Here is a 25,381-nt window from a genome sequence, read left to right on the forward strand (position 1 = left end):
GGGGAGGACGGCGATGGTGCGGTTGGCGGACAGTCCGACGGTCGAGGTGAACGTACACGTGGCCGCGCCGCCGGAGCGGGTCTGGGCGCTGGTCAGCGACATCACCACGCCGGCCGGACTCGGCGGGGAGCTGTACGAGGTCGAGTGGCTGGACGGCGCTCCCGGGCCGGCCCTCGGCGCGACCTTCGTCGGGCGCAACCGGAACGACCGGCTGGGCAGTTGGGAGACCGTCTCGCGGATCTTCGACTACCGGCCGGAGCATGCGTTCGGCTGGGAGGTCCGGGCGCTCCAGGGCGGCTTCGACCGGCCCGTCGCCCGCTGGCGGTTCGACCTGGAGGCCGAGAACGGCGGTACCCGGCTGCGCCAGTCGGTCACGCTCGGACAGGGCGGCTCGTACCTGAGCACGGCGATCGAGGCCCAGCCCGAGCAGGAGGAGCAGATCATCGCCCGCCGGATGGGCATGCTGGAACAGGGCATCCGGTCGACCCTCGACAGCATCAGGGCGCGCGCCGAAGCCTGAGTCCGCCCCGGGGCGGGCTTCCGGCGGCCTTCGCACAGCCGAACTCCGTCGGGGCGGGCGGGAGATGCCGCCGGTAGCGAGCCCGGCGACGGCACACCGGGAATCGCCCCGGGGCGGACGCCCGTCTCCCCGGCCAGCAGGCCGGGGAGACGGCCCTGAGGGGCACGGCGGGTTACAGGGCGCGCTCCAGCCGGTCGGCCATCAGCTTGATGAAGCGGGCCGGCTCCCGCAGCTGGCCGCCCTCGGCGAGGAGGGCCATGCCGTAGAGGAGTTCGGCGGTCTCACCGAGGCCCGGGTCGTCCGTGCGCTCGGTGTGCGCCGTCCTGAGGCCGCTGACCAGCGGGTGGCCGGGGTTGAGCTCCAGGATGCGCTTGGCCCGGGGGATCTCCTGGCCCATGGCGCGGTACAGGTTCTCCAGGGCCGGCGTCGCGTCGTGGGTGTCCGAGACGATGCAGGCGGGCGAGACGGTCAGCCGCGAGGAGAGGCGCACCTCCTTGACCTCCTCGCTCAGCCGGCCGGCCATCCAGGTCAGCAGCTCCGCGAACTCCTGCTGCCGCTGCTCGCGTTCGGTCTCGGCCTGCTCCTCCTCCTCGGCGCCGAGGTTGATCTCGCCCTTGGCGACGGACCGCAGCTGCTTGCCGCCGAACTCGGGAACGGAATCCACCCACAGCTCGTCGACGGGGTCGGTGAGGAGCAGGACCTCGATGCCCTTGGCCTGGAACGCCTCCATGTGCGGGGAGTTCTCGATGGTCTGCCTGGACTCGCCGGTCAGGTAGTAGATGTGCTCCTGCCCCTCCTTCATGCGCTCCACGTACTGCTTGAGCGTGGTCAGCTCCTCCTCGTCGTGCGTGGAGGCGAACGAGGAGGCGGCGAGGATGGCGTCGCGGTTCTCGTAGTCGCTGAGCAGGCCCTCCTTGAGGACGCGGCCGAACTCGCGCCAGAGGGTGGCGTAGCGCTCCGGGGAGCCCGTCATCAGGTCCTTGACGGTGGACAACACCTTCTTCGCCAGGCGGCGGCGCATCAGCTCGATCTGGCGGTCCTGCTGCAGGATCTCGCGGGACACGTTGAGCGACAGGTCCTGGGCGTCGACGACGCCCTTGACGAAGCGCAGGTACGGAGGCATGAGCGCCTCGCAGTCGTCCATCACGAAGACGCGCTTCACGTAGAGCTGGATGCCGCGCTTGTACCCCTGGGTGTACAGGTCGTGCGGTGCGTGCGAGGGGAGGAACAGCAGGGCCTGGTACTCGAAGGTGCCCTCCGCCTGAAGCCGGACGGTCTCCAGCGGATCGGTCCAGTCGTGGCTGATGTGCTTGTACAGCTCGTGGTACTCGTCGTCGGACACCTCGTCACGGGAGCGGGCCCACAGCGCCTTCATGGAGTTGAGAGTCTCGGGCTCGCGCACAGCGGCGTCGTCCCCGTCCGCCGTGCCCGGGGCGGCCTCGGCGGCCATCCTGATGGGCCAGGTGATGAAGTCGGAGTACCGCTTGACGATCTCCCGGATCTTCCAGGCGGAGGTGTAGTCGTGGAGCTGGTCCTCGGTGTCCGCGGGCCTGAGGCGCAGGGTGACCGAGGTGCCCTGCGGTGCCTCGGCCACGGCCTCCAGTGTGTACGTCCCCTCACCGGTCGACGTCCAGCGGGTGCCCTGGCTCTCGCCGGCGCGCCGGGTCAGCAGCACGACCTCGTCGGCCACCATGAAGCTGGAGTAGAAGCCGACACCGAACTGCCCGATCAGGCCCTCGGTGGCGGCCGCGTCCTTGGCCCCCTGCAGCTCCTGCACGAACTTCGCGGTACCGGAGTTGGCTATCGTGCCGATGAGCTGGATCACCTCGTCGTACGACATGCCGATGCCGTTGTCCCGCACGGTCAGGGTGCGGGCCTCCCGGTCGGTCTCGATCTCGATGTGCAGGTCGGACACATCCGCACCCAGCGCGTCGTCGCGCAGTGCCTCCAGACGCAGCTTGTCCAGCGCATCGGAGGCGTTGGACACGAGCTCGCGCAGGAACACGTCCTTGTTCGAGTAGATCGAATGGATCACCATCTGCAGCAGCTGGCGCGCTTCCACCTGGAACTCGAACGTCTCAGTCGACATGACTCGTGACTCCTCCTCAGGACACCAAGGGACAGGAACTACCCCGAGCACTGTAGATCAACCGGCCGGCGTGCAAGTCCTGTCTTCCGCCGGGCGTGTCAACTCCCGTCCCGGCCACGGAAGTCCTGGCGGTGGCGGGGAACGGGGCGCGCCGATCCCGGAGTTGCCGGTCATCTCCGGACCCGCTCCGGCCGGGGGCGGAAGGACCGTTCGTACTCGTCGGCCGAGTCGCCGAGTCGCCGAGTTGCCGAGGCGGGGGAGCGCCGGGGAGCGCGGGGAGTGTGGAGCGGGGCAGGTGCGGACGGTGTGCGCGACGAGCTGCGCCCGTGCGCCGTCGGCTGCGGACCGCGAAGGACGGCAGGGGAGGACGGCAGGGGGAGGACAGCAGGGGGAGGACGGCTGTCTGGCCGAGGAGCTGACTATGAGAGCCCCGTCACAGTCGCCCCCGCCGAACGTGAGAACGGTCTCAAGAAGCCGTGAACGCTTTGGAAGCGCGCGATCGACGGCCATTGTCGAAGGGAAGCCCGGTGTCATGCCGGGCCTTTGTACGACCCCAGGAGTAACAGCCATGCCGGATCAGGGCACGACCCGCACGATTCTTCGCCGGGCCGCCGCAGGATGCGCCGCCCTCCTCCCGCTCGCCCTCGCCTGCGCGTGCGGGCCGACCTCGAACGGCGCCTCCGCCGCCGCGAGCCCGAGCATCCACGCAGGCGCCACCGCGTCGGCGACCGCACAGTCGGCCCCCGGCAGGGCAGCGCTCGGCTCCGTGGCCGCCACCACTGCCGGTGCGCCCGGTACGGCGGCTCCCGGCATCACCGTCGCCACCACAGCGCTCCCCGCCGCCGGTGCGCCCAGCGCCGCGACGCCCAGCACCCCGGCCCCCGGTCCCGTGACTCCCGGCACACCCGCCTCCGGCACCGCGGCCCCCGCGGCCCCCACCCGGCACGCGCCCGCTCCCGGCACCCCGGCCCCGGCGGCGACTACCGGACCCGCTGCCGCCACCGCCGCGCCGGACGCTCCGGGCTCGTCGATCGTGTACCGCACCGCGAGCGGCGGCAAGACGGTCGCGCTCACCTTCGACGACGGCCCCGGCCCGGCCACCGGCGCGATCCTCGATCTGCTGAAGCAGTACCACGCCAAGGCGACCTTCTGCGAGATCGGCCCCCAGGCCGCCGCGAACCCGAAGACGGTCCAGCGCATCCTGGACGAGGGCCACCGCCTGTGCGATCACACCGTGAACCACCCGCAGCCGATGCACACCCTCCCGCGCGAGCAGCAGGTCTACGAGATCGACGCAGCCAAGGCGATGATCCTCAAGTCCGGTGGCCCGGACGCCAAGGTCGCCTGGTTCCGGGCCCCCGGTGGTGACTTCAGTGCGCAGAACCGCCAGATCGCCGTACAGGACGGTCTGCGCCCGCTCGGCTGGACGGTTGACACCCGCGACTGGGCGAAGCCCGGCGTGCCGGAGATCGTCGCCACCGCGCAGCGCGAGCTGCACCCGGGCGGCATCATCCTGATGCACGACGGCGGCGGCGACCGCAGCCAGACGGTGGCCGCGCTGGCCCAGCTGCTCCCGTGGCTGGTCCAGCAGGGCTACACCTTCGACTTCCCGGACTGCTGACCGTACGACCGCACCCCGCCCGGAGGCCGGGCGGGGTGCGGTCAAAAGGCGTTCAGGCGGCGTGCGAGAGCTCGCGGAGGTCGACCGCCCGGGAGATCTGCCGCAGGTCCGTGTAGAGGGCGGACGGCGGAACGGCGACGACGGGGCAGCGGGCGTGGGCCAGGCAGTAGCGACCCACCGAGCCGTGGAGGTAACGCTGCAGGCTGCCCTGGCGTCCGGTGCTGATGACCAGCAGGTCACCCGGCCGGTCCGCGACGTGGACCAGGGCCGGTCCGGCGTCACCGCGGATCACCAGCGGCTCGACCTCGACGCCGACGGGGAACCCGCCGAACGCCTCCTCGAAGGCGCGCTCCAGCCGCGCCCTGGCGGCCGTCTCCCAGGCGCGCAGCAGCGGCGGGCAGGGGTGGGCGCGGTAGCTGAGCTCGCCGCCCACGGGCGTCCAGGCCAGCACGGGAACCAGCACCGCCTGCTGGGCGCGGGCCTCGTCGACCGCGCGGTGCAGTGCGGTCAGACTGTTCAACGAGCCACTCACTCCGACGATGACACGCGCGCCGTGCGACATGGGACTTGACTACTTCCGTTCTCGATCGCTCCACGGGATCAATCCCGATCCCTGTGATTATGCTGACATGCTCGCCGATCTCCCTGCAAATCGAAAGCATCTGATCGCTTTCGCCTTCCATGCTTAGGAATTTTGATGGCTGGCGGGTGTCATCTGGGTGTTGCGGAGGTGTTCGGGGCGCTTCCGGCGAGCGTGGCCGTCCCCGTGCCGGCATGGCCTGACCTGCGGCGAGATCCCGTCGGGGTGTCCCGTCGTGCGCCGCTCCGGGTGCTGTCACCGGCGCGCCGGAGGGGTGGCGGATCTTAGGGTGACGGGCTCCGGTGTCCGGCTAGCCAGTCGTTGATCTGGCAAAAATTCACTGGATCTACACACTTTCCTTGCGGATCCTTCTTGATGATCGCGCCCGGTGGCGACGCCCGCCGTGCCGCTCGCGTCCGGGGCTCACCGGTCGACTGCCGGGGCGGATCTGTGCGCCCGTTGGGTGCGCAGTTGCCGCGCCAGATCCCCCGGTGTCAGCTCGACGGTGTCGGCGCTGCCCTCGATCGGCCGGTCCGCCTGGGCGCGGAGCGCGTCCAGTTCCCGGCGCAGCCAGTCGTGCACCTCGGTGATCCGGTCGCCCATGCCCTTGACCCGCTCCTCGCCAGGGGCGGGTTCGATCCGGTGCAGCACGATGACCGGGATCTCCCGGAAGGTCCTGGCCTGGTGGTCGGCGTACCCGGGCGCCTCGGCGACCACGCGCTCGAAGAGGGCGTCCCGCTCCCGGCCCGGCGGGATGGCGGCGATCGCCCGGTAGGTCTCGGTGCCGGTCTCTACCGTCACGACCGGGTTCTTCCGGATGTTGTGGTACCAGGCGGGATGCCGGTCCGCACCGTTCGCGGACGCCACGACGACCCCGTTCCCATCGAGTTCGAGGTACCCGAGGATGCTCTCCCGGCTCAGGCCGGTCCTGGCGCCGGTGGTCGTCAGTACGGCCAGGGACCAGCCCTCGAACATGCCGGTCATCCGCCCGTTGTTCGCCCGGAACTCGGCGATGACCCGGCGCTGGAAAGCGTTGACGTCGAAATCGGCCCAGCTGCGGGCCTGTTCCTCGCTCATGCACTGCCTCTCGTGTCGATTCCGTCGATCGGAGGGCGGCGCCACGGGAGAACGGCACGGAAACACCCCGCATGCCTACGCAGTGGAAAATGGAGGCGCAGCAACCCCAGGACGGGGATTGACGAGCTGCGGGAGACGGAACGTGCCGATCTCCGTGGTGGCTGAGTAGCCGCTACCTCCAGATGTAGGCCCATACGGGGCTCGGCTGGACCGTAACACGTGCGCGACGAGCTGGGCAACGCGTCTCGTCGGCAGGCACGATGAGGGTGGCACACGCCAAACAGCCTGGTCGGGTACGTCACTGACGGACGATCACTTGGACATCGTCCGTCGTCTCGCGCCAGCCCGACCGGTAGTCTGCGGCGGACACCGGTAGAAACTCTGACGGTCCGGCAAACACACTCACGCCCCGGAGGCAAGGTGCCAGCGGTCCAGCGGATCACCTCACGCAACGCGCGGTTCCAGCAGTGGCAGGCGCTGCTCACCAACCGCAACAAGCGGCAGCGGGCGGGGGAGTTCCTGGTGCAGGGCGTGCGGCCGATCTCGCTGGCGGTGGAGCACGGCTGGCCGGTGCGCGCACTGATCTTCGACGGGAGCCGGAACCTCTCGCGCTGGGGTCAGGAGCTGCTGCGGACGGTGCGGACCGAGCAGATCGCAATGGCCCCGGAGCTGCTGGCCGAACTCGGCGAGAAGAACGAGTCCGCGCCCGAGGTGATCGCCGTGGTGGGGATGCCCGCCGACGACCTCGACCGGATCCCGGTGGGGGACGACTTCCTCGGGGTGCTGTTCGACCGGCCGACCAGTCCGGGGAACATCGGGAGCATCATCCGCTCGGCCGACGCGTTCGGCGCGCACGGCGTGATCGTGGCCGGGCACGCCGCCGACGTCTACGACTCCAAGTCGGTGCGCGCCAGCACCGGTTCGCTGTTCGCCCTGCCCGCGGTCCGGGTGCCCGCGCCCCGTGAGGTGGCGGACTGGGTGGCCGGTCAGCGGGCCTCGGGGCGCGGGGTGACGCTGGTGGGGACGGACGAGCACGGCGACTGCGACGTCTTCGACTTCGACTTCACCCAGCCGGTGCTGCTGCTGGTCGGCAATGAGACCAGTGGACTCAGCAACGCCTGGCGCGAGTTGTGCGACCACACGGTGAGCATCCCGATGACCGGCGCGGCGAGCTCGCTGAACGCCGCCAACGCCGGCACCGCGGTGCTGTACGAGGCCGCCCGGCAGCGGATCGCAGCCGCGAGGCGCGGTCCGCGCCCGGTGTGAGACCGACCGGCCGAACAACTCGGTTGCCCACCTGCGCAACCGCGGCCGAGAATCGCGGGCGTGCAGGAAGTGCTGACAGCAGAACAGATCGAACGGTTCGTCACCGACGGGTTCGTCCATCTCGAAGAGGCGTTTCCGCGCCCGTTGGCCGAGGAGTGCCGGGCGTTCCTGTGGCGTGGGACGGGGCTCGACCCGGACGACCCCGGAACGTGGACCGAGCCGGTCGTCAGGCTCGACGGCTACGCCGAGGAGCCGTTCCAGCGGGCGGCCACGACCCCGCGCCTGCATGCCGCCTTCGACCAACTGGTCGGCGCGGGCCGGTGGGTGCCGCGCGTCGGCCTCGGCACCTTCCCGATCCGGTTCCCCCACCCCGACGATCCCGGTGACACCGGGTGGCACATGGACGCCAGCTACACCCCCGAGGGTGAGAGCGGGTACTGGCTCAACCTCCGCTCCCGCGGCCGGGCGTTGCTGATGCTGTTCCTGTTCTCCGACGTCGACGCCGACCACGGGCCGACCCGGATCAAGGTCGGCTCGCATCTGGACGTCCCGCCGTTCCTGGAGCCCGCCGGTGAGCGCGGTGCCGACCTCTTCGGCCTCTGCACGGAGATGGACACCACGGGCAGGCTCGACGCCCCCGACCGGCCGACCGCCCTCGCCACCGGCCGGGCCGGCGACGTCTACCTGTGCCACCCGTTCCTGATCCACGCCGCGCAGCCCAACCGCGGTACCCGCCCCAGGTTCATCGCCCAGCCGCCGCTGGTGCCGACCGGGCTGCTCGAGCTCGACCGGAGCGACGGCGCGTACTCGCCGGTCGAACGCGCCGTCCGGCTCGGGCTGGGCCTGCCCGATGACACGGGGCGCCGACCGGTCTGACGCGGGGCGCCGGCCCGCCTGGGCATCGCCCGCAGGTCGGCCCGGCGGCACCTCCCGGCGATATCCTTGATCCCGCGAACACGGTGCGGCAGCGGAGGCTCTCCGGCCCGTCGCCCGGCCCGGTGCGGTGGGAGTGCCGCGGCGGGAGGTCGATTGCCATGGCGCCGGAGACAGGGGCCCAGCTCTCCGAGGCACAGATCGCGGTCCACTGGCGCGAGGAGCGCACGTACCGGCCACCGGCCGCCTTCGTCGCCCAGGCGAACGCCGCCGACCCCGGGATCCTCGAACGGTTCGGTGAGGAGCACTTCCCCGACTGCTTCAACGAGTACGCCGACCTGCTCAGCTGGGACACCCGCTGGCACACGGTCCTGGACGCCGGGAATGCGCCGTTCTGGAAGTGGTTCACCGGCGGCAGGCTGAACGCCTGCTACAACTGCGTCGACCGGCATCTGCCCACCGGCCGGAACAAGGCCGCCCTGATCTGGGTGCCCGAGCCGGAGGACCAGGCCACCGAGACGATCACCTACCAGGAGCTGTACCGGCGGGTCAACGAATTCGCCGCGCTGCTGCGTGAGTTCTGCGGGCTGGAGGCCGGTGACCGGGTCACCTTCCACCTGCCGATGGTCCCCGAGCTGCCGGTGGCGATGCTGGCCTGCGCCAGGCTGGGCGTGATCCACTCCGAGGTGTTCGGCGGGTTCAGCGGCGCCGCCTGCGGCGATCGGATCGCCGACTCGGCCAGCCGGGTCCTGGTGACGGTGGACGGCTACTACCGGGGCGGCTCGCTGGTCGACCACAAGGCCAAGGCCGACGAGGCGGTGGAGGCCGCCCGCAGGAACGGCCGGGAGATCGAGAAGGTCCTGGTGTGGCGGCGGCACCCGGGGCGGTACGCCTCGCGGACCCCCATGGTCCTGGGCCGCGACTTCTTCGTGGACGACCTCCTGGGCGGCTACCGCGGCCGGAGCGTGCCGCCGGTGTCCATGCCCGCCGAGGCGCCGCTCTTCCTGATGTACACCAGCGGGACCACCGGCCGCCCCAAGGGCTGCCAGCACTCCACCGGCGGCTACCTCGCCTATGCGGCGGGCACCGCCAGGTACCACCTGGACATCCACCCCGAGGACACCTACTGGTGCGCCGCCGACATCGGCTGGATCACCGGCCACTCGTACATCGTCTACGGGCCGCTGGCGCTCGGCACCACCAGCGTGCTGTACGAGGGCATGCCGACCCACCCCGACGCGGGCCGCTGCTGGCGGATCGCCGAGCGGCTGGGGGTGGACATCTTCCAGACCGCGCCCACCACCATCCGGATGCTGCGCAAGCTCGGCCCGCACGAGCCGGCCAGGTACCACCACCGGTTCAAGCTGATGACCACCGTGGGCGAGCCGATCGAGCCCGAGGTCTGGCGCTGGTACCACGACGAGGTCGGAAAGGGGCAGGCGGTGATCGTGGACACCTGGTGGATGACCGAGACCGGCGGCATCCTCGGCACCACCCTGCCCGCCCTGCAGCCGATGAAGCCAGGCAGCTGCGGGCCCGGGGCACTCGGCATCCTCCCGGTGATCTACGACGAGGACGGTGCGGTGGTCGAGGCCGGCAGCGGCCGGGCGGGCAACATCTGCATCCGCAATCCCTGGCCCGGCGTGCTGCAGACGATCTGGGGACAGCCCGAGCGCTTTGTCGACGTCTACTACGGCAGGTACTGCCGCGACCCCGGGAGCAAGGACTGGCACGACTGGCCGTTCCTGTGCGGTGACGGCGCCGTGCAGGCGAGTGACGGGTACTTCAGGATCCTCGGGCGGATCGACGACGTGATCAACGTGGCCGGCCACCGGCTCGGTACCAAGGAGCTGGAGTCGGCGGCCCTCACCGTCGAGGAGGTGGCCGAGGCGGCGGCGGTGCCGGCGGTCGACGAGGTGCGCGGCCGCGTGGTCGAGATGTACGTCGCGCTGAAGCCGGGGCTGAGCCCGAGCCCGGAGAGCGGGCAGAAGGTCACCGCGGCCATTGAACGGGAGATCGGCAAGCTCGCCCGGCCCGCCCACGTGTGGATCGTGCCGGACATGCCCAAGACCCGCTCGGGCAAGATCATGCGCAGGGTCATCGCCGGTATCTCCAACTTCGCCGACGTGGGCGACATCAGCACCCTGGCGAACCCCGAGATCGTCGACGACATCCGCCACCGCGTGCAGAGCGCGAAGCTCGCGCGGGGCGAGGTCCCGCGCGAACTCACCGCCCAGGAGGCCGAGGAGATCGGCGACTTCGGCAAGGCCGAGTGAGCGGACCTCAACTCCGCTCGCCGGCGGGCCGGATGCGGCGAGGGGTGGGTGGCGTGTCCTGAGGGGGGACGGCTGCGCCGTGACGGCCGTCCGCAGCTCGGTGACAGCGGTCGGCGCCGTCCTCGCCCTGCTCCTCGTCGTCCCGTGCTGACCGCACGGCCCCGTGCGGCGCCGCCACCCGGAGCGGATGCCACCCTGCCCGCGCAGCCCGTCCGAACCGGTCGGCCCACCTCGGCCGGACACGAACGAAGCCGGCCTGCGGGGCTCTTCAGGCCGGGCTGGATCAGCTGAAAAAAATTTTGGCCGACTTTCTGTTATCCGAGCCGAGGCCCCTGCTCTCCCAATACGTCGGCAGCGAACCCCTCATGCCGACAGGGAGGGTTACATGGCACGGAACAGAGCGTCACACCGGCGGCGGAACCGTCGCCCGCTTGTGATCACGGCAGTGGCCGTGACGGCGGGCGTGATCGCCACCGCCGTCGGGCTCAACGTGGCCACGAGCGGTCAGGACGCGCACACGGCCGCCACGGCGCAGGTGGCCCAGGTCGCCGCGGGTGACGACTCGCCGCCGTCCCCCGCGGCGGCGCCGCAGCACAAGGAGGCGCCGGCCCCGCTGGGCTCGGTACCGAAGAGCGATCCGGCGCGCGGCATGGTCTACACGGGGCTGACCGTCGCGACCAAGGACGACAAGTGCGCGGGTGTGTTCCGCACCTCCGCCGCCGATCTGTGCACCCACGGTCCGGACACGGCCCCCAAGGACGTGGACATCCACAAGACGGTCGCCCCCGCCGTGGCGGCGGTGGCACCCAACCCGGACCTGCACGGCGACTCCCAGGCACCCGCGGCCGACGACCTGTTGAAGGGCGCGCCGCCGGTGCTGAACGCCCAGACCGGTGCCACGCTGGCCTCTGCCGCGCCGGCTTCGGCGAGCCCGGGCAAGGCCGCCGCCGGCGGCTCCACGGTGGTCTGCGACGGTGACGGCAGCAGCGGCAACCGGGTCCAGGTGCTGTACGTGCACGGCTCCGGCGAGGACCGGTACGCCCAGTACCTGGCCTCCTTCAAGAAGTGGGCCGCGGACGTCGACGTCATCTACAACGCCAGTGCCCAGCAGACCGGGGGCACCCGCCACGTCCGGTTCGTCACCGACGCCGACTGCAGCGCCAACGTGCTCGACGTCGAGCTGCCCGACTCGGCGATGAAGGAGTTCGGCGCGACCAACGACGCGCTGGCGGCCAAGGGCTTCAACCACAAGGACCGCAAGTACATGATGTTCGCCGACGCCCAGGTGTACTGCGGCATCGGCACCTTCGCGGGCGACGAGCGCCCCAGTCAGGACAACCTGAGCAACTTCGGCCCCTCCTACGGCCGGAGCGACTCGGGCTGCTGGAGCGGCCATGTCGCCGCGCACGAACTGGGCCACAACCTCGGTGCGGTGAACAACAGCGCGCCGGACTCCAGCAAGGCCGGGCACTGCACGGTCGACTGGGACCTGATGTGCTACTCGGACGCCCCGTACTACCCGAAGATGCGGACGGTCTGCCCGGACCAGAACCAGCAGGACCGGCTGGACTGCACCAAGGACAACTACTTCAACACCAACCCCAAGCCGGGCAGCTACCTGTCCTCGCACTGGAACGTGGCCAACAACCGCTTCCTGATGGCCGACAACGGCACCAACCCCAACCCCAACCCCAATCCGTCGCCGACATCGACCCCGAGCCCGAGCCCGACCTCGAGCAAGGGACCGGGCAAGGCGCCGAACGTGACGGTCAGCCAGGTCACCCAGAACTCCGCGGTCCTCTCCTGGCCGAAGGCCGACTCCGCCGCCGGGTACGAGATCCGGCTGAACGGGCGCGCGATCGGCACCGTGACGTCGACCGTGGTGCGGCTGGTCTCGCTGCAGCCGGACACCGACTACCAGGTGGCAGTGGCGGTCCGCGACCAGAGCGGCAGCACCTCGCAGCCCGGTCGTGCGGCCTCGTTCCACACGATCGCCAAGACGAACCCGACCGGTCCGACCAAGCCCGGCACGCCGTACCTGATGTCCAACAGCCTCACCGGCCAGGTGGCCGACATGTGGGGCGGTTCGAGCAACGACGGTGACGTGCTGATCGCCTACCAGCGCACCGGCTACCAGAACCAGCAGTGGCTGTTCGACGACGCGGGCGACGGCAACGTCCGGGTCAAGAGCGTGCTGTCCGGCAAGTGCCTCCAGGTCGGAGGCGACCTCGCGCAGGGCCAGTTCGTGTTCCAGCAGCCGTGCGGGAACAAGGACTCGCAGGACTGGAAGCTGACCGCCGCCGGCAGCGGGTACACCCTCACCCCCAAGGGCTCCTCGCTGGTGCTCGGGGCCAGCAACCGCTGGTACTACGGCGGTTGGCTGCTCGAGCTGCAGCAGCCGAACCAGCAGGCGTACCAGAACTGGACCATCCAGCCGGCTTCCTGACACCCCCAGGCCGGCATTCCCCCCGGAGGTGGGGCGGGAGTCCTCTCCCGCCCCACCTCCCCCCTCTTTTCAGGAGTCCACCGATGCGTCGTTCCTCTCTGCCCGCCGCCCTGGCGCTCGCCGGGCTCGCCGTGCTCGGGTCGGCCCTCCCGGCGGCCGCGCACGGCGACAGCATCCACTTCGCGATCACGGCCCAGGGCGACGGGCACACCCGCGCCATCGCGAGCTACGACGACGACAACGACCCTGTGGACCAGCCGGTCACCGGGACCCTCAGTGCGGTCGCCGCGGACGGCCGCACGGTCGGCCCGTGGCAGCTGGTCCCGGTCGCCGGAGTGCAGGCCGCCTACACCACCGCCGAGGCGCTGCCCCCGGGCCACTGGAAGGTCACCGTGGAATCCGCCTTCCCCGATCTCGGCCACGGTGAGGCCGAGGCCGACGTGACCGCCGTACCGGAGGGGCCGGCCCCGTCGGCCGCCGCGCCGTCGGTCACCGCCCCGTCGACCGCTCCCGCGCCCGCCCGGAGCAGCGCGGCGCCGGAGGCGGCGGCGCCCACGAGTTCGCACTCCGGCGGCAGCGGTGCCGTCATCGGCGGCACCGTGGCCGCGGTCGTGGTCGTGGCCGCGGCGGTGGCAGCGGTGCTGCACCGGAAGCGGCGGTCGATCCCGGCGGGACGCGGGCGCTGACTGCCAGTCGGATGGCTGTCACTCCCGCGTTGCCCGCCGGTCAGCCGGGGGACCCCGGGGAGCTGGCCGCCGCGCGGTCGCGCCGGGCCGGGGCCAGCGCGGTGAGCATCAGCACGGCGGTGAGGGCGAAGGCCGCCGGGTAACCGGTCCGCCCGGCGGCCGCACCGAAGGCGAGGGCGCCGACACCCATGCCCGCGTCGTAGGCGAAGTTCCACAGGGCGGAGACGATGCCGTACTCGGCGGCGGGGACCCGTGCGTACATCAGCGTCAGGGTGGCGTTCTGGGAGACGCCGAAGCCGAGGCCGAACAGTGCCACGCCGGCGACAACGGCGACGGGGCTGCCGGTCAGCGCCGTCAGGAGCGTGCCGGCGGCCGAGACGAGCAGGCCCGGCAGGACCAGCCCGGCCGGGCCGTGCCGGTCGCCGTGCCGGCCGGCCAGCCAGCGGGCCACGGTCGCGGCCGCGGGCTGGACGAACAGGGCCGCGGCGACCAGAGCGGTGGACGACCTGGGTACGGCGAGCGGCAGGAAGGTCACGATGATCCCGGCTGCCAGTGCGGTAGCCGCGAAGACGACGGCGGGCCGCAGCAGAGCCGGCGAGCGGAACCCGGCCACCACGCCCGCCGACCGCCCGCAAGTCCGCTCCCGGTCGGGCAGTCCGGGGACCGAGGGGATCGCGGCCAGCGCGGCCACGGCCGCGGCCGTGAATACCGGCCCGTTCCCCACGTGCGCGGCCAGCCACATCCCCAGCGGCAGACCCACCAGCGACGGCACCCCGGACACGATGCCGACCAGCGCCAGCCCCTCGCCGCGCCGCCCGGCCGGGATCAGCGACGCCGTCAGCGCACCGCCCGCGACGACCGTGAACGCGAAGCCCAGCCCCCGGAGCAGACAGACGGCGACGATCCACCCGGTACCGGTGGCGGCGATCAGCACCAGCGCGGGCGCGCCGAGTAGGACCAGCCCCGTCGCCAACGCGATGCGGTAGCCGAAGCGGGCGATCAGGCGCGGCGCGGCCAGCTCACCCGCGACTGTCGCCAGCATCAGAGCGCCGGTGGCCAGTCCCGCGGCACCGCCGCCGGACGACGCATCGGCGTAGTGCGGAACGACCGGCAGCAGCAGGTAGAAGCTGGCCGAGGCCCCGATCATCGACACGAACCGCAGCAGCAGCGCCCTGGTCACCAGCGGCGGCCGTGAACCGGAGCTCAGGGCGGAGGAGTTGAGCGAAGTGGTCACGCGAGGACGCTAACGGCCGAGCGGACCACCGGTAAGCTCCAATTCCATGCCGTTGGAGTGGTCCGGTCTGTCACCCGATCTGCTGCTGGTCATCGACCGGGGCAGCGGTGTGCCGCTGCGCTCGCAGCTCGAAAACCGGCTGCGGGAGGCGATCCGGACCGGCCGGATCCAGGTCGGGGAACGGCTGCCGTCCTCCCGCGAACTCGCCCGGCGGCTCGGCGTGTCACGAGGTCTGGTGCAGGACTGCTACGCGCAACTCCGTGCCGAGGGCTACCTGGTGACCCGTACCGGTTCCGCGACCCGGGTGGCGGCCGGCGCGGTGGTACCGCCGTCGTCCGCGCCGCAGTCCGTTCCCGCGCCCCGTCTGCTGGCCGACTTCCGCTGGGGCGTACCGGATTTGAACGCGTTTCCGATCGCCGACTGGCTGTGGGCCACGCGCGAGGCGGCGCGCCGGATGCCGACGGTGGACTTCGACTACGGCGACCCGCGCGGCCACGCGGAGCTGCGCGAGGTGGTGGCCGGCTACCTGCGCCGGGTGCGCTCCGCCGCGGCCGACCCGGAACGGACGGTGATCTGCTCCGGCTACGCCCAGGGACTCGGCCTGGCCCTGCGCGCCCTGGCCCGGTCCGGTGTCCGCACGGTGGCCTACGAGGATCCCGGCACGCCCGCCACCGTCGCCGCGGCCGCCGCCGGGGCGGGCCTGTCGGCGGTCCCCGTACCGGTCGACGGGCACGGCATCGACCTGCGCGCCCTGGACGCGACCGACGCCCGCGCCGTCGTGGTGACCCCGGCCCACCAGTGGCCGACCGGGGTGGCCCTGGCCCCCGAGCGGCGGCTCGCGCTGATCGAGTGGGCCCGGCGCCGGGACGCGGTCGTGATCGAGGACGACTACGACGCCGAATTCCGCTACGACCGCGAGCCGGTGGGCGCACTGCAGGGCCTCGCTGCCGACCGCGTCATCTCGATCGGCACCGTCAGCAAGTCACTGGCGCCCGCACTGCGCATCGGCTGGATGCTCTGTCCGCCCGCACTCCTTGCGCAGATCGTGGAGAACAAGCAGCTGAGCGACCGCGGCTCGCCCACCCTCGACCAGCTCGCCCTCGCCCGGCTGATCGAGTCCGGCCGCTTCGACCGGCATCTGCGCCGGATGCGGACCGGCTACGCGGCGCGGCGCACCGCCCTGGTGGAGGCGCTCGCCGAACACGCCCCCGGAGTTCGGCTGACCGGCTTGGCGGCGGGCTTCCACGCGGTCGTGACCCTGGGCGCGGCCGTTGACGAACAGAGCGTCATCACCGCGGCCCGGGCCCGGTCCGTCGGCCTGTACGGGATGACCCAGTGCCGCTCGGAGCCCGTGCGGACGCCGGCGCAGCTGGTCCTGGGGTTCGGCAACGTTCCCGTGCGCGCCATCGCGGCCGGCATCGCCGTGGTCGGGGGCCTGCTCGTCGGCGGCTGAGCCCACCGGCAACGGCACCGGCCGGGCGCCCAAACCCCTTGCTGCTGGGCGGTGTTACGGTACGGACGTGCTGAGCATTATCGAGGACGTCGCCCGATCCGGCGCGCGGTTCACCGCCGCCCTCGCGGGCCTGACCGACGAGGACGTGCGGGCGCCCTCGGCCCTGCCCGGCTGGAGCCGCGGTCACGTCGTCACCCATGTGGCCCGCAGTGTCGACGCCTACCTGTGGCTGCTCGCGGTGGCCCGCACCGGTCTCGAGCCCGGGCCGCGGGCCGACGCCGCGGCGCTGGCCCGGGCCGTCCAGGAGGGCTCCGGCCGTCCCGCCGCCGAACTCGCGGCCGATCTGCGCGGCCGGCTTGAGCAACTGGCCTCAGCCGTCGCCGAGATGCCCGCCGGACGCTGGGACACCCCGGTCACCGCCCTGGCCGGCTGGCGGCACCCGGCCTGGTACACCCTGCACCGCTGCCGACGCGAACTGGAAACCCACCACATAGACCTGAACACCGGCTACGGGACGGCCGACTGGTCAGGCGACTACGTGGCATGGGCCCTCGACGACACCCTCGCCGCACTGGCCGCAGGCGACTTCCCGCTCGCCCGGGTCGAGGCCGTCGACCTCGGCCGGTCCTGGCAGCTCTCCGGGAGCGGCCCCACCGTGACGGGCCCCGGCCACGCCGTCCTCGGCTGGCTCAGCGGCCGTACCCCCGGCACCCGGCTCGGCGCCGACCAGCCGCTGCCGGACCCGCCGGCCTGGCCGCAGCCTCCGGCCCCCGGATGGACCTGAACGGCCGGTGCTCGCCGGACGCGCGCGGCCGGACCCGGACCGCGCGCGGCGAGGGTCCGGGCCCGGCCGGTCCGGTCGGCTGGTTCTGAACGTAGAACTGGAACTTCCCCCGGAACGACGCCAGTACCGGGACGGCGATGCGGGACGGCGGCTCTTCATCGGCTGCCCCGGGGCCCAGCTCGCGCCCTGGTAAGCGCCGGGCCGCCATCCGGTGCGCCGCCGACACGGCAGACCTCGGAGCTTCCTCCGTCGAAGGCCGGGTCCCACGCCCGCCCACCCTCCGCCGCACCGCCCGCCCGCCGCTCTCTGCGGTGCGAAGGCTGCGGGAGAGACCGACCATGGTGGGGAAGCTGCGCCCTGACGGAGGGAGGCGACCGATGAGCATCACCGGAGACTGGTACAACGAGTTCGGCTCGCACATGCACCTCACGGCGGACCCGTCGGGTGGCATCAGCGGCACCTACACCTCGGGCACCGGCCAGGTGGCCGGGCAGTACGAGGTCACCGGGCGCTATCAGCTGTCCACGCAGCCTGGGCGCGGAGCGGCGGTCGGCTGGACGGTCGCCTGGCACAACCGGCAGCGCGATCCGGACTCCGTGACCAGCTGGAGCGGCCAGTACTTCGAGCGCGAGGAGCGGATCTTCGCCACCTGGCTGCTGACCCGGCCGTCGGGTCCGGCCGACGTCTGGGAGGCGACCACGGTCGGCCAGGACGTGTTCACCAGGCAGCGGCCCGGAGCGTCCGAGGAGGGAGAGCCGTAGGGATGGCGCACACCTACGCGGCGCTGGTCGAGCGCCTGGTCGCAATGGTCCGGCTGGCGGAGACGGCCCTGAGCCGGGCGTCGCACGTGGCGCTCGAAACGGTGGCCGCCGCAGCGGACCAGGAACTGGCGGCCGCCGAGGCGGCACTGCAGCCGCTCGACGACCTGATCGAGGACGATGCCGCACTGCTGCTGGCGGGGCACGGGACCACACCGGGGGACGTGCGGTCGGTCGTCGCGGACACCCATGTCGGTGCCGAGGTGCAGCAACTGGCCGAGGCCATCCGCCGGGTCGGCGAGATCGCCTGGGTCCGGCGCACCAGGGGCCCGCTGCCGGAACCCGCACGGCAGCCGCTCGGCGGGATGAGTTCGCTCGCCCTGGAGATGGTCGCCAAGGCCGCCGACGCGCTGCAGAACGCGGAACCCGAGATCATCGCCGACCTGCACACCGGTCTCAACGAGATCGGCCAGCGCCAGCGCCTGCTGTACGGGCAGCTGCTGTCCTTCGAACAGCCGCTTGAGCGGACGGACGTGGTGGACGCGGTACTGCTGAGCGGCTACTTCGAGCGCTGCGCGAGCCACGCGCTGGCACTGGCCAGGCACGCCGCCCTGTTCGCCGTGCGGCCGTAGCCGTACTCGGCCGGCCGTCAGGGCAGGCCCGCGGCGGTGGTGGCCTGGAGGAGCAGCCGCCGGACGGCCTCGCTGTGCAGTTCACCCGCATGGCTCACCACCAGGGATGGGCCAGGGCGGGGTCGGCCGGGCCGGCCGGCAGCAGGCCGTGCGGAAGCAGGTGGTCCAGCAACGCCAGGACGCTGCGGGCGAAAGCGGCGGAGGCGGTCACCGGGGCTCCAGCGGCGGGCCCGACCGACCCCGGGACCAGCGCCACCCGCCGCTCCCCGGGAACCGTCTCACGACCGGCCCCGAACGTCACCGGCGCCACGGCCACCTCCGCCCTCCGCACGGATACGCCAAGCATGTCCTTTTGCGGCCCCGCCCGGCCGGGCCGGATACTCGAAGCCGCGGTATCCACGGGTTCCCTTGTCGGAGGCGGCTGTGGCAGGACCGGGCTGGCAGTTCTGGGTGGACCGCGGCGGAACGTTCACCGACGTCGTCGCGCTGCGCCCGGACGGCCGCCTCGTCACGCACAAACTGCTCTCCCAGGACCGCCGCTACCGCGACCCCGCGGTGGCGGGCATCCGGGCGCTGCTCGGCCTCGCGCCGGACCAGCCGCTCGACGGCGTGCACATCGACGCGGTGCGGATGGGGACGACGGTCGCCACCAACGCCCTGCTGGAGCGCACCGGGGAGCGGACGGCGCTGGTGATCACCCGCGGGTTCGGGGACGCACTGCGGATCGGCTACCAGAACCGCCCGGACATCTTCGCCCGCGAGATCGTCCTCCCCTCGCTGCTGTACGAGCGGGTGATCGAGGTGGACGAGCGGATCACCGCCGACGGCACGGTGCTTCGCGAACCCGACCTCGACGCCCTCGCCGAGCAGCTGCGCGAGGCGTACCGGCAGGGCGTTCGGGCGGTCGCGGTGGCCTGCCTGCACAGCCACCTGCACCCGGCGCACGAGCGGCTGATCGGCGAACTCGCCCGCGCCACCGGCTTTCCGCAGGTGTCGCTGTCCAGTGAGGTCAGCCCGCTGATGCGGCTGGTGCCGCGCGGGGACACCACCGTCGTCGACGCCTACCTCTCGCCGGTTCTGCGCCGCTACGTGGAGCAGGTGGCCGGCGAACTCGCCGGCGTACGGCTGATGTTCATGCAGTCCAACGGCGGACTGGCCGAGGCCGGGCACTTCCGGGGCAAGGACGCGATCCTGTCCGGACCGGCCGGCGGCATCGTCGGTATGGCGCGGCTGTCCCGACTGGCCGGGTACGACCGGGTGATCGGCTTCGACATGGGCGGCACCTCCACCGACGTGTCGCACTACGCGGGCCGCTACGAGCGGGTGTTCACCACCCAGGTGGCCGGAGTGCGGCTGCGGGCGCCGATGCTGGCGATCCACACCGTGGCGGCGGGCGGCGGCTCGGTACTGCACTTCGACGGCAGCCGCTACCGGGTCGGCCCCGACTCCGCCGGCGCGGATCCGGGCCCCGCCTGCTACCGGGGCGGCGGGCCGCTCACCGTGACCGACGCCAACCTGATGCTCGGCCGGATCCAGGCCGCCCACTTCCCGCAGGTCTTCGGACCGGACGGCGACCAGCCGCTCGACCTGGTCACCGTCCGACGGGCGTTCGCCGGACTCGGCGAGGAGATCAGGGCCAGGACCGGGGACGACCGCTCGCCCGAGCAGGTGGCGGAGGGCTTCCTGCGGATCGCCGTGGACAACATCGCCAACGCGGTCAAGCGGGTGTCGGTGCAGCAGGGCCACGACGTCACCCGCTACGCGCTGACCACCTTCGGCGGCGCCGGCGGCCAGCACGCCTGCGCGGTCGCCGACGCGCTGGGCATCCGGACCGTCCTGGTGCCGCCGATGGCCGGGGTGCTCTCCGCGCTCGGCATGGGGCTGGCGGACACCACGGTGATGCGCGAGCAGTCGGTGGAGGCCCCGCTGGAGAGCGCCTCGATGGACCGGATCCACCGCGTCGTCGAGGAGTTGGCGTCCTCGGCCCGCACCGAACTGCTGGCCGAGGACGTACCCGAGGACCGCATCCGGATCGTCCGCCGGGCGCAGCTGCGCTATGACGGCACCGACACCGTCGTCCCGGTGGACCTCGCGGACCCGGACACCATGACCGCGGCCTTCGAGCGGAGTCACCAGCAGCTGTACTCGTTCCTGATGGATCGTCAGATCACTGTCGAGGCGCTGTCGGTGGAGGCGACCGGGCTCACCCGGCAGCCCGATCTGACCCCGCTCGGCGCGGCGGAAGGCGGCGGGGCCGAGCCACCGGGCGAGGTGCGGCTCTACCGGGACGGCGCGTGGCACCCGGCCGGGCTGTACCGGAGGCAGGCGCTGCGACCGGGCGCCGCGGTCACCGGACCGGCGGTCGTCACCGAGGCCGGCGCCACCACGGTGGTGGACGAGGGCTGGCGGGCGACGGTCGGCGAACTCGGCCACCTGCTGCTGGAACGGGTGACCGCCCCGCCGGGAGCCGCCGCCGGTGCCGAGGCCGACCCGGTCCTGCTGGAGATCTTCAACAACCTCTTCATGTCCGTCGCCCGGCAGATGGGCGTGCGGCTGGAGTCCACCGCGCAGTCGGTCAACATCAAGGAACGGCTGGACTTCTCCTGCGCCCTCTTCGACCCGGACGGCAACCTGGTCGCCAACGCCCCGCACATCCCCGTCCACCTGGGCTCGATGGGCACCGCCGTCAAGGAGGTGATCCGTCGGCGCGGGCCCTCGATGCGGCCCGGCGACGCCTACGCCGTCAACGACCCCTACCACGGTGGCACCCACCTGCCCGACATCACCGTGGTGACGCCCGTCTTCGACCAGGTGGCCGAGCGGATCCTGTTCTTCGTCGCCTCGCGCGGCCACCACGCCGAGATCGGCGGCCTCACCCCCGGCTCGATGCCCGCCGACAGCCGCCGGATCGAGGAGGAGGGCGTGCTCTTCGACAACTGGCCGCTGGTCGAGGCCGGGCGGCTGCGCGAGGCCGAGACGCTGCGCCTGCTCACCGGGGCGCCGTACCCGTCCCGCAACCCCGCCGGCAACCTCGCCGACCTGCGCGCCCAGATCGCCGCCAACCGCAAGGGAGTCGAGGAACTGGGCGCGATGATCGACCACTTCGGCCTCGACGTGGTGCAGGCGTACATGCGGCACGTCCAGGACAACGCCGAGGAGGCCGTGCGGCGGGTGATCGACCGGCTCCGCGACGGCTCCTGCCGATACGAGACCGACTCCGGCGCGGTGATCCTCGTCCGGGTCAGCGTGGACCGCAGGCAGCGGTGCGCCACCGTGGACTTCACCGGCAGCTCGGCGCAGCTGGAGAGCAACCTCAACGCCCCCTCCTCCGTCGCCACCGCCGCCGTGCTCTACGTCTTCCGCACCCTGGTGGCCGACGACATCCCGCTCAACGACGGCTGCCTGCGGCCGCTGCGCATCATCGTCCCGCCCGGCTCGATGCTGGCGCCGAGCCCCCCGGCCGCCGTGGCAGCCGGCAACGTCGAGACCTCCCAGGCCCTGGTCGGCGCCCTGTGCGCGGCCCTCGGGGCGCAGGCCGAGGGCTCCGGCACGATGAACAACGTCAGCTTCGGCAACGAGCGTTACCAGTACTACGAGACCGTCGGGTCCGGCTCCGGCGCGGGCGAGGGCTTCGACGGGGCCTCGGTGGTGCAGACCCACATGACCAATTCCCGGCTGACCGACCCCGAGGTGCTGGAGTGGCGGCTTCCGGTGCTGCTGGAGGAGTTCGCCGTCCGGCCGGGCACCGGCGGCGGGGGCCGCTGGCGCGGTGGCGACGGGGCGGTGCGCCGGCTGAGGTTCCGCGAGCCGATGACGGTGAGCGTGGTGTCCGGCCACCGCCGGATCCCGCCGTACGGGCTGGCTGGCGGGGCGCCCGGTGCGCTCGGCGCCAACCGGGTGGAGCGCGCGGACGGCACCGTCGTGCGGCTGGCGGGCTGCGACTCGGTCGAGCTGGCGGCAGGCGACGTCCTGGTGGTGGAGACCCCCGGAGGCGGCGGCTACGGCAGCAGCGCCTGAGCCGGCGTCCGTCTCAGCCGCCCCGGCGGGCCGGACGGGCGGTGCGCGCGGCGGCGCGGTCACCGGGGCGGGGACGGCACGGTGATCACGGGGCAGTGGGCGCGGTGCAGCAGCCCGTGCGGGACGGAGCCGAGCCACATGCCGGTGAAGCCGCCGTGCCCGCGCCGCCCGACCACCAGGGCGAGCGCGTGGGTGGAGGCCCTGCCCAGCTCCTCCACCGGGTGGCCGCGAACCACCTCTTGGAGGAGCTCGACCTCCGGGTACCGCTCGCTCTGCCCGGACGTGGCCTCGTAGAGCATCCCGCGCAGCCGCTGGAGGGTGGCGTCCTCGTCGACGGGGAGGAACGGCAGCGGGTGCCAGACCCACAGCGCCCGCAGTGCGGCCCCGCGCCGCGCGGCGAGGCCGAAGGCCCAGTCCACCGCGGCGGCGGAGGAGGGGCTGCCGTCCACTCCGACCACCACGTACGGCGGGTCCTCGGTGACGTGCTCCGCCTCGCGGACCACGGCCACCGGGCATTCGGCCCGGGCGCTCACCGGCACGGTCACCGAGTGGGCGCTGAGCATCTCCTCCAGCCGGGATAGGCGCCGCGACCCGAGGACGACGAGTTCGGCGTGCGCCGACTCCCGGACCAGCACATGGCCCGCGTTCCCGTCCACGACGTCGGTGGAGACCTCCAGCTCAGGATGGCGCTCCAGAGCGAGGGAGGCGGCCCTCTCGACCAGCTGGTGGCCGGCGCGCCAGAGCTCCGCGTGGAACGACTCGTCGTAGCCGCGCGGGTCCCTGAACCGCGGCGCGATGACATGGAGCAGCCGCAGCGGCAAGTGCCGGCGGGCGGCCTCGTCGGCCGCCCAGGCCGCCGTGAGCGGGCCCCGGTCCAGGGCGTCGACGCCCAGCACGATCGGACGGCGTTCGCTGGGGGCTGTCATGGCTCCTCCACCGGGTGCTGTGGCGCTGCCGGATTCACCCGGCCCTGTCTGCACGCTACGCGCGGCGGGGCCGGGACGGCAGCGCCGGATGACCCGTCTGCGCGCGGCGGTGCTGTGGGGTGCCGCTGCGGGCGCTCCTCGAGGGCCGGACGGCACGGGGGCCCGGCCGCCGGCCGTACGGCCGGCGCGGGACGGGAACCGTTCGGCGCGTCGCCGCGTTGTGGCCAGAGGAACACGGCAAGTCAGTACAACTGCGGAGGAAGCTCGATGGGCGCGACCCTGGTCAAGGGTGGGAACGTGTCGCTGAGCAGGCAAGCCCCGGGTGTCACCGGCATCCTGGTGGGGATCGGTTGGCAGGTGGCCGGCACCACGGGTGCCGAGTACGACCTGGACGCCAGCGCGCTGCTCTGCGACCGCTCCGGGAAGGTCCTCTCGGAGCAGCACTTCGTCTTCTTCAACAACCTGAGCAGCCCGGACGGTTCGGTCCGGCACTCGGGCAGCGGCCTCTCGGGTGGCGCGGGCGACAAGGAGCAGATCCAGGTCGACCTCGCCGCGGTCCCGGCCGGGGTGGAGAAGATCGTCTTTCCGGTCGCCATCTACGAGGCCAGGGCGCGCGGCCAGAACTTCGGGCAGGTCCGCGGTGCCTACATCCGGCTGGCCGACCGGGACGGCGGCGCCGAGCTGGTCCGGTACGACCTGGGCCAGGACGCCTCGACCGAGGCCGCAATGGTGTTCGGCGAGCTGTACCGCAACGGGAGCGACTGGAAGTTCCGCGCCGTCGGCCAGGGCTACGCCTCCGGACTCGCGGGCATCGCACGGGACTTCGGCGTGACCGTGCTGCAGGAGGCCGAGCCGGCCGAGGGCAGCGGGCCCGCTCCGGCTCAAGTGCCCGTGCCGGCCGCCCAGGTGCCCGCACAGTCCGCGCAGCCGGTACGGGAATCCGTCCAGCCGGCACCGACGACCGCCGGTGCCCCGGTGGTTGTCCCGGGTTCCACCCTCGCACCACAACAGATCCCAGGGAGTTCCTCCGTGACGTGCTTCTTCGACCCCGGCCACGGTGCCGGCCTGGCCCCCGTGCTGTGGTCCCCGCAGTGGGGTGTGCCGCGCCAGATCCAGGCCTGCGCGGCCTGTGCCCAGCGGGTGCAGACCACGCCACCGCCGTTCTACACGCCGCAGGCCGGTTACCCGCAGGCCGGCTACCCGCAGGCCGGCTACCCGCAGCCGGTCCAGCAGGGCTACCCGCAGCAGGTGCAGCCCGGCGTCGGCCAGCCGGACCAGCAGCGGCGGTACGGCACGGGCGCACTGATAGGTGCCGGTGCGGCCGGCCTCATCGGCGGTGCGCTGATCGCCGAGGCGCTGGACGACGACGAGCCCGAGGTGATCGTCAACAACTACTACGAGGGCGACGGCGACTTCTTCTGACAGGTCGTCGACGCACCGTCCGGACGCCCGCTCCACGGCTGTGGGGCGGGCGTCCGCGCGTCCCGGGCACCTGCTCGTCCCCGCGTGCCCAGCGCTGCCGTGGGCACCGGCGGGCCGGGGAGAGCCTCAACCGGGCTCGCCGGTCCGGACCTCCTGCAGCAATCCCCAGGTGAAGTCGGCGGTGCAGGCCCGCGGTTCACCGGCCGTGCCCGGGGCGGTGAAGTCGAGCTGCCACCGGGTCGGGGCACTGCCCTCGCGTGGCACGGCTGGCGGGAAGGCCGCAGCGACGTCCGAGACGACGCAGCTCCACGGCCTCAGATCGGCGAGGGTGCGCAGTACGGGCGGCGGCGAGTCGGTGGCCCGCACCAGCCACTCGTTCCAGACCGGGCCGCCGCTGTCGGCCGGACCGACCAGGATCTCGAAGCGCAGCTCGGGCCAGAGCGGCAGCGCCCACTGCTGGGCCGTGCAGACCAGGTCACCGATCCGCCGGGGGAGCACCGCCTGCGGCGGCCCGAGCACCGCGCGGTACCGGCTCGCCCCGTGCGGGAAGCGGGGTGAGCGGATCATCGCCTGCCAGCGCTTGTTCGCCTCCCGCATCACGGCCCGCGACGAGCCGAGCCGGCGTACCGCCTCCTCGACCAGTTCGGGGTTGAAGTCGGCCATCCGCCGCAGCAGCACCAACTGGAACTCGGTGGTCGAGAAGCCGTGGACTGACATCCGG

General features: G+C 72.6%; 19 protein-coding genes. 13 read left to right on the forward strand and 6 right to left on the reverse strand.

Annotated elements, in window-relative coordinates:
• Positions 1 to 13: 13 nt before the first annotated feature.
• Positions 14 to 520: an SRPBCC family protein gene (locus ACWDAK_RS17375; protein ID WP_427393896.1), complete on the forward strand. Its 507-nt coding sequence runs from the start codon at positions 14 to 16 to the stop codon at positions 518 to 520.
• A gap of 172 nt (positions 521 to 692) precedes the next feature.
• Here ACWDAK_RS17375 and htpG read toward each other — a convergent pair whose 3' ends face one another.
• Positions 693 to 2,609, reverse strand: a complete 1,917-nt coding sequence (htpG, locus tag ACWDAK_RS17380; RefSeq protein WP_427393895.1) for a molecular chaperone HtpG — start codon at positions 2,607 to 2,609, stop codon at positions 693 to 695.
• Positions 2,610 to 3,177: 568 nt separating this feature from the next.
• Here htpG and ACWDAK_RS17385 point away from each other — a divergent pair.
• A complete protein-coding gene (locus tag ACWDAK_RS17385; protein ID WP_344640014.1) occupies positions 3,178 to 4,230 on the forward strand; it encodes a polysaccharide deacetylase family protein in 1,053 nt (350 codons plus the stop codon).
• 52 nt (positions 4,231 to 4,282) lie between these two features.
• Here the strand turns inward: ACWDAK_RS17385 and ACWDAK_RS17390 are convergent, their stop codons facing one another.
• Both ACWDAK_RS17390 and ACWDAK_RS17395 read right to left on the reverse strand, forming a co-directional pair.
• Positions 4,283 to 4,792 (reverse strand): universal stress protein, encoded by a 510-nt coding sequence (locus ACWDAK_RS17390; RefSeq protein ID WP_427393894.1) that lies wholly within the window; start codon positions 4,790 to 4,792, stop codon positions 4,283 to 4,285.
• Positions 4,793 to 5,233: 441 nt separating this feature from the next.
• Positions 5,234 to 5,887, reverse strand: a complete 654-nt coding sequence (locus tag ACWDAK_RS17395) for a nitroreductase family deazaflavin-dependent oxidoreductase (protein WP_427393893.1) — start codon at positions 5,885 to 5,887, stop codon at positions 5,234 to 5,236.
• 420 nt (positions 5,888 to 6,307) lie between these two features.
• On the opposite strand from ACWDAK_RS17395, the gene ACWDAK_RS17400 reads away from it, so the two are divergent.
• From ACWDAK_RS17400 to ACWDAK_RS17420, 5 genes are all read left to right on the forward strand, one after another.
• Positions 6,308 to 7,153, forward strand: a complete 846-nt coding sequence (locus ACWDAK_RS17400; RefSeq protein ID WP_427393892.1) for an RNA methyltransferase — start codon at positions 6,308 to 6,310, stop codon at positions 7,151 to 7,153.
• Between the two features lie 60 nt (positions 7,154 to 7,213).
• Positions 7,214 to 8,029, forward strand: a complete 816-nt coding sequence (locus tag ACWDAK_RS17405; RefSeq protein WP_427393891.1) for a phytanoyl-CoA dioxygenase family protein — start codon at positions 7,214 to 7,216, stop codon at positions 8,027 to 8,029.
• Between the two features lie 158 nt (positions 8,030 to 8,187).
• Positions 8,188 to 10,302, forward strand: coding sequence for an acetate--CoA ligase (gene acs, locus ACWDAK_RS17410; RefSeq protein ID WP_344640010.1), 2,115 nt, complete (start codon positions 8,188 to 8,190; stop codon positions 10,300 to 10,302).
• A 445-nt stretch (positions 10,303 to 10,747) separates the two neighbouring features.
• The gene (locus ACWDAK_RS17415; protein WP_344640009.1) at positions 10,748 to 12,748 is read left to right on the forward strand and encodes an RICIN domain-containing protein; all 2,001 of its coding nucleotides are present in this window, start codon (positions 10,748 to 10,750) and stop codon (positions 12,746 to 12,748) included.
• 83 nt (positions 12,749 to 12,831) lie between these two features.
• Positions 12,832 to 13,434, forward strand: coding sequence for a hypothetical protein (locus tag ACWDAK_RS17420; protein WP_427393889.1), 603 nt, complete (start codon positions 12,832 to 12,834; stop codon positions 13,432 to 13,434).
• A 40-nt stretch (positions 13,435 to 13,474) separates the two neighbouring features.
• Here ACWDAK_RS17420 and ACWDAK_RS17425 read toward each other — a convergent pair whose 3' ends face one another.
• Positions 13,475 to 14,668: an MFS transporter gene (locus tag ACWDAK_RS17425; RefSeq protein WP_427393888.1), complete on the reverse strand. Its 1,194-nt coding sequence runs from the start codon at positions 14,666 to 14,668 to the stop codon at positions 13,475 to 13,477.
• 46 nt (positions 14,669 to 14,714) lie between these two features.
• On the opposite strand from ACWDAK_RS17425, the gene pdxR reads away from it, so the two are divergent.
• The 5 genes from pdxR to ACWDAK_RS17450 all read left to right on the forward strand — a co-directional run bounded on the left by pdxR (position 14,715) and on the right by ACWDAK_RS17450 (position 22,312).
• Positions 14,715 to 16,121, forward strand: a complete 1,407-nt coding sequence (gene pdxR, locus ACWDAK_RS17430; protein ID WP_427393887.1) for a MocR-like pyridoxine biosynthesis transcription factor PdxR — start codon at positions 14,715 to 14,717, stop codon at positions 16,119 to 16,121.
• A gap of 67 nt (positions 16,122 to 16,188) precedes the next feature.
• Positions 16,189 to 16,905: a maleylpyruvate isomerase family mycothiol-dependent enzyme gene (locus ACWDAK_RS17435; protein ID WP_344640005.1), complete on the forward strand. Its 717-nt coding sequence runs from the start codon at positions 16,189 to 16,191 to the stop codon at positions 16,903 to 16,905.
• Positions 16,906 to 17,282: 377 nt separating this feature from the next.
• Positions 17,283 to 17,666 carry an avidin/streptavidin family protein gene (locus tag ACWDAK_RS17440; RefSeq protein ID WP_344640004.1) on the forward strand — a complete coding sequence of 128 codons (384 nt, stop codon included), beginning with the start codon at positions 17,283 to 17,285 and terminating at the stop codon, positions 17,664 to 17,666.
• 2 nt (positions 17,667 to 17,668) lie between these two features.
• The gene (locus ACWDAK_RS17445; RefSeq protein WP_344640003.1) at positions 17,669 to 18,295 is read left to right on the forward strand and encodes a PhoU domain-containing protein; all 627 of its coding nucleotides are present in this window, start codon (positions 17,669 to 17,671) and stop codon (positions 18,293 to 18,295) included.
• Positions 18,296 to 18,718: 423 nt separating this feature from the next.
• The gene (locus ACWDAK_RS17450; protein WP_344640002.1) at positions 18,719 to 22,312 is read left to right on the forward strand and encodes a hydantoinase B/oxoprolinase family protein; all 3,594 of its coding nucleotides are present in this window, start codon (positions 18,719 to 18,721) and stop codon (positions 22,310 to 22,312) included.
• 59 nt (positions 22,313 to 22,371) lie between these two features.
• Here the strand turns inward: ACWDAK_RS17450 and ACWDAK_RS17455 are convergent, their stop codons facing one another.
• Positions 22,372 to 23,238, reverse strand: a complete 867-nt coding sequence (locus ACWDAK_RS17455; RefSeq protein WP_427393886.1) for a universal stress protein — start codon at positions 23,236 to 23,238, stop codon at positions 22,372 to 22,374.
• Positions 23,239 to 23,505: 267 nt separating this feature from the next.
• Here ACWDAK_RS17455 and ACWDAK_RS17460 point away from each other — a divergent pair, with 267 nt between their 5' ends.
• Positions 23,506 to 24,660, forward strand: coding sequence for a TerD family protein (locus ACWDAK_RS17460; RefSeq protein ID WP_427393885.1), 1,155 nt, complete (start codon positions 23,506 to 23,508; stop codon positions 24,658 to 24,660).
• Positions 24,661 to 24,786: 126 nt separating this feature from the next.
• Here the strand turns inward: ACWDAK_RS17460 and ACWDAK_RS17465 are convergent, their stop codons facing one another.
• Positions 24,787 to 25,377: a hypothetical protein gene (locus tag ACWDAK_RS17465; RefSeq protein WP_344639999.1), complete on the reverse strand. Its 591-nt coding sequence runs from the start codon at positions 25,375 to 25,377 to the stop codon at positions 24,787 to 24,789.
• Between the last annotated feature and the right edge of the window lie 4 nt (positions 25,378 to 25,381).

The sequence above is a fragment of the Kitasatospora sp. NPDC001175 genome (genome assembly GCF_053598215.1).

Excerpts from the sequence above, each read along its gene's own strand:
- ACWDAK_RS17375 (WP_427393896.1), top strand. The coding sequence starts at position 14 with ATGGTGCGGTTGGCGGACAGTCCGACGGTCGAGGTGAACGTACACGTG.
- ACWDAK_RS17420 (WP_427393889.1), top strand. The coding sequence starts at position 12,832 with ATGCGTCGTTCCTCTCTGCCCGCCGCCCTGGCGCTCGCCGGGCTCGCC.
- htpG (WP_427393895.1), bottom strand. The coding sequence starts at position 2,609 with ATGTCGACTGAGACGTTCGAGTTCCAGGTGGAAGCGCGCCAGCTGCTG.
- ACWDAK_RS17445 (WP_344640003.1), top strand. The coding sequence starts at position 17,669 with ATGGCGCACACCTACGCGGCGCTGGTCGAGCGCCTGGTCGCAATGGTC.
- ACWDAK_RS17455 (WP_427393886.1), bottom strand. The coding sequence starts at position 23,238 with ATGACAGCCCCCAGCGAACGCCGTCCGATCGTGCTGGGCGTCGACGCC.
- acs (WP_344640010.1), top strand. The coding sequence starts at position 8,188 with ATGGCGCCGGAGACAGGGGCCCAGCTCTCCGAGGCACAGATCGCGGTC.
- ACWDAK_RS17440 (WP_344640004.1), top strand. The coding sequence starts at position 17,283 with ATGAGCATCACCGGAGACTGGTACAACGAGTTCGGCTCGCACATGCAC.
- ACWDAK_RS17395 (WP_427393893.1), bottom strand. The coding sequence starts at position 5,887 with ATGAGCGAGGAACAGGCCCGCAGCTGGGCCGATTTCGACGTCAACGCT.
- ACWDAK_RS17390 (WP_427393894.1), bottom strand. The coding sequence starts at position 4,792 with ATGTCGCACGGCGCGCGTGTCATCGTCGGAGTGAGTGGCTCGTTGAAC.
- pdxR (WP_427393887.1), top strand. The coding sequence starts at position 14,715 with ATGCCGTTGGAGTGGTCCGGTCTGTCACCCGATCTGCTGCTGGTCATC.
- ACWDAK_RS17385 (WP_344640014.1), top strand. The coding sequence starts at position 3,178 with ATGCCGGATCAGGGCACGACCCGCACGATTCTTCGCCGGGCCGCCGCA.
- ACWDAK_RS17460 (WP_427393885.1), top strand. The coding sequence starts at position 23,506 with ATGGGCGCGACCCTGGTCAAGGGTGGGAACGTGTCGCTGAGCAGGCAA.
- ACWDAK_RS17465 (WP_344639999.1), bottom strand. The coding sequence starts at position 25,377 with ATGTCAGTCCACGGCTTCTCGACCACCGAGTTCCAGTTGGTGCTGCTG.